The sequence below is a fragment of the Blautia sp. aa_0143 genome (assembly GCF_004167315.1).
GTDB classification, from domain to species: domain Bacteria; phylum Bacillota; class Clostridia; order Lachnospirales; family Lachnospiraceae; genus Blautia_A; species Blautia_A fusiformis.
On the sequence record NZ_RCXU01000062.1, the window covers coordinates 1 to 4107 of the forward strand.

Genomic DNA, 4107 nt, shown 5'->3' on the forward strand with positions numbered 1-4107 from the left:
GAATTACAAAAGTCAAATGATAGTGAAACTCTTTTTGCCCGTATCAACCACCGCTTAATCCGGTTGTATGAGATTATGCAGGAAAATCGGCACAAGGTAGACATGGAACGACAGGAGCTTCAAATGCTGATTTCTGATATTTCGCATCAAGTCAAAACGCCTGTCAGCAATTTGCAAATGGTAACGGACACACTTTTAACAAAGCCTGTTTCAGAAGAAGAACGGATGGACTTTTTGCAAGGCATACGCAGTCAGACTGATAAACTGGATTTTCTGTTCCAAGCACTGGTTAAAACATCCCGGTTAGAAACCGGAGCAATACGATTAGAAAAGAAAGACAGCAGCTTATTCCATACGCTTGCACAAGCTATGAGCAGTATTGTATATGCCGCAGAGAAAAAAGAAATTGCTGTATCCGTGGATTGCCCGGAAAATTTGATAATCTCCCATGACAGCAAGTGGACAAGCGAAGCCCTTTTCAATCTGCTGGACAATGCAGTAAAATACACTCCGTCAGGTGGAAAGATTTCTGTATCAGTGGTTCAGTGGGAAATGTACGTAGAGGTCAAAGTGACCGACACCGGCAGGGGCATTTCAGAAAGCAATCAGGCTGCCATCTTTCGGCGCTTCTATCGTGAGGAAGAAGTACACGATCAACAGGGTGTGGGAATAGGTTTGTATTTGGCTCGTGAGATTGTAACAAGGCAAGGGGGCTATATCAAGGTCGTTTCAGAGCTGGGGCAAGGCTCAGAATTTTCTATTATGCTTCCTGTAAGGTAAGATACAGCCACTTTTTTTGAAATGTCCGAGCGTTGTAACATTTCATCTCGATTTTCGATAAAAATTTTTCCTACCTCGGACATTTGTGTAACATTTGTGGTTTACAATGACTTCATCAACAGGTAGAAAGCCTTGAAAGGAGCATTTGAATATGAGCATTTTACAAACAATCGACTTAAAGAAGTATTACGGCACAGAACCAAACATCACTCGTGCCCTTGATGGTGTAAATTTTACTGTGGAACAGGGAGAATTTGTTGCCGTAGTTGGAACTTCCGGCAGCGGCAAGTCTACGTTACTCCACATGATGGGAGGACTTGATACCCCCACTTCCGGCAGCGTGATTGTACGGGGGGAAGAACTTGCGAAAAAGAATGATGATGAATTGACAATTTTCCGCCGTCGTAACATAGGGTTTATTTTCCAAAACTACAATCTGGTTCCGATTTTGAATGTATATGAAAACATCGCCCTGCCTGTGGAATTGGATGGTGATACCGTAGATAAGAAATTTATGGACGAAGTTGTGTATATGCTGGCTTTAGAAGATAAGCTGGAAAATATGCCAAACAATCTTTCAGGCGGTCAACAGCAGCGTGTAGCGATTGCACGAGCTTTAATTACAAAGCCGGCGATTGTCCTTGCTGACGAACCGACTGGAAATCTCGACAGCAAGACCGGTGCAGATGTGTTAGGGCTTTTGAAACGTACCAGCGGAGAATTTAATCAGACCATTGTAATGATTACTCACAATAACGAGATTGCCCAGCTCGCAGACCGCATTGTGCGGATTGAGGATGGCAAAATTGTAGGTTAAAGGAGGTGGGAATTATGAATTATCCTTTTGAAAATGATACAGAGAGAATAGAGAAAAGGATTGCTGAAAAGAGTGTATTCTCTGAAAAGAATAGGACATTTCTAATCAGAGTTATCATCTTGATTGCGGCATTTCTGTTGAGCTTTTCTGGTATTCTTTTGTGCAATGCAACGCTTAGTACGCAGCAGATCGCCCATGTAAATAATACAACTGAAGCAGTAGGAACTGTTTTAGGAATTGTTATTGTACTTCTTTGTACGGCAGGGCTGGCTGTCAAAAATATTCTTTATGTATCTGTACTGCAACGAGTACATGAATTTGCACAATTACGGGCAATCGGCGCAACATACCAGCAAATTAAATCAGTGGTCAAGAAAGAACGTGACAAAATAGCAAAACCTTGCATTGTGTTGGGAACAGTCATCGGTTTTCTGGTAAACATAGTTTTACCACTTCATTTTTACTGGATACCAAGCATTGTATGTGCGGTAATCTCCGGCATATTTATTTGGATTATCACAGCTTTGGCTTTTCAAGCACCAGCGAAAATGGCTGCATCTACATCACCAATAGAAGCACAACATACACAGGCAACAAACTATTTTAGAAGTGTTGGGGCAAAGCGTAAACTTACGCCTATAAGAATCGGGTGGATGTATTGTAGAGCCAATAGAAAGAAAGCTGCCTATACATTTTTATCTCTCATTATGAGTGGGATTTTAATGTTCGGTGTTTTTTCAATATTGAATGCGATAAATCCCGAAAGACTTGCGTCACAACCTTACCAGGGAAATAGTGATGTATTTGTACTACTAAATTCAACGGCTGATGAAGAATCCACCTATGATTTAATGAAATCTACACCATTTACAGAAGAAAAAAAGCAAAAATTGTATAACATTTCAGGTGTAAAAGATGTTTATGAATTGTATATGCTGGACGGCATTCTGACAAATTCAGAGGGGGAAAAATTTGAACTGTCCATTGAAAATGCTGTAAATCCAGAAACATTTAAAAATGAAATTGTTGAGGGTATGCAACCAAGTCATGAATTACAGAATGGAGCAATTCCTGTTGCTATCAATAGACAGTCTCCTTATTATCAGAAACTGAATATGCAGCTTCAAGTTGGAGATTATCTGCCGTATATCATAGATACAGGATATGGTCAAAAAGAAGTGGAGTTAGTTGTAAGCGGATTTGTAGAAAACAGCGATACTGGGCTTGTTATTTATACAAGTGGTGAAAATATGAAATCACTGTCAGAAATGAATTGTACGCTTGCATGGTATATTTGTTTGGATGATAACGGAAAAGACGTAGCAACAGAGATAATCAAAGAAATTTTTATAGATGACGACAGAGTTGATGTGTCTGTTTTGGCTGATGATGTTATGGCATTGGAAGATTACTTCCATAATGCGAAAGTCATCATTACAGTTTTGGTGGTGCTTATTAGTCTGTTTTCATTTATAAATATGCTGAATACCAGCATTACAAATGCCATTGCCAGAAGACACGACTATGCACTACTGGAAGCTACAGGTATGACAAAATTGCAGTTGCGAAAAGTACAGCAGTCGGAAAGTTTCATCTATCTGGTTGGAAGTTTTATAGGAAGCTGCATTTTAGGCATACCAATCGGATTGCTGCTTTGTACCCAAATATCAAAAATTCCCGGACTTTCATACTTTGAATATCACTTCCCAGTTCTTTTTGTGCTTTTATACTTTGCTGCGGTTGTGATGGTCTATCATGTAGTATCAGTATATCAAAAGAAATCTTTGCAACAGCACTCAATTATAGAGCGCATTAGAACGATAGGCTAAGTTTTAATAATCCGTCAGCTCCACAATTACATTACTCTGCTGATACAGCCAGTCCGTAAATTCTTTCGGGCTGGCTGTTCCTATTTTTACAGCCTTTTTTCTCTGCAAGGCTTCTTTCTTAAAGTCGGAAAAGGCAGCCTGTATTTTTTCCAGACGGTCAGCCGGAAAGCCTGCGGTATTTTTTACCCGGTTTATTTTGTTGCGCCAGTTCTGGCATTCATTTTTATAAAGCAGGTCATAGTTATTTTCTCTTGCCCTTTCGTCAAATTCCCGCTTGTTTTGAAGCGCCTGTGCTTTTCGGCACTTGTCGCTGCACAGTTCATACCGCTGGCTCTTTGCCAGAAAATATTTCCCACAGACCTTGCACTGCCGGAAGCAAAGCCCCCAGTCATTCAGCCGGTTCAGATAATAGGTAATCAACGGGTAGAGGGACGCATAGGCAGACACACATTCTTCTGTGCGCCGGTTGTCCGGAAACCAGAGGTCAAGCCGGGTATCTTCTGACGGTGCGCCTTTGAAATAAAGGCTGCCAGCTTGAAAATGTTTCGGTTTTCCTGTCTCCCTGTCAAAGCTCATGGCTTCGTTATGGAATACCCCGGTCAGGCTGCTCATTTTATCCATGAAGCGGTCACAGGCAGCGTTACGGTCACGGGGTTCTCTGGCAAGCAGATAGCTGTTCCA

Annotated in this window: 3 protein-coding genes and 1 pseudogene; 3 read left to right on the forward strand and 1 reads right to left on the reverse strand. The window is 41.1% G+C overall.

Annotation, left to right across the window (positions count from 1 at the left end):
• The 3 genes from EAI83_RS16850 to EAI83_RS16860 all read left to right on the forward strand — a co-directional run.
• A partial coding sequence (locus EAI83_RS16850) for a sensor histidine kinase (protein ID WP_129976272.1) occupies positions 1-780 on the forward strand: 780 nt, incomplete at its 5' end.
• 151 nt (positions 781-931) lie between these two features.
• Entirely contained in the window at positions 932-1597 is a 666-nt protein-coding gene (locus EAI83_RS16855) for an ABC transporter ATP-binding protein (protein WP_129976275.1), read from the forward strand.
• A 14-nt stretch (positions 1598-1611) separates the two neighbouring features.
• A complete protein-coding gene (locus EAI83_RS16860) occupies positions 1612-3426 on the forward strand; it encodes an ABC transporter permease (RefSeq protein ID WP_029732304.1) in 1815 nt (604 codons plus the stop codon).
• Between the two features lie 3 nt (positions 3427-3429).
• Here EAI83_RS16860 and EAI83_RS16865 read toward each other — a convergent pair.
• Positions 3430-4107, reverse strand: a pseudogene (locus EAI83_RS16865) (hypothetical protein); the annotation flags it as partial.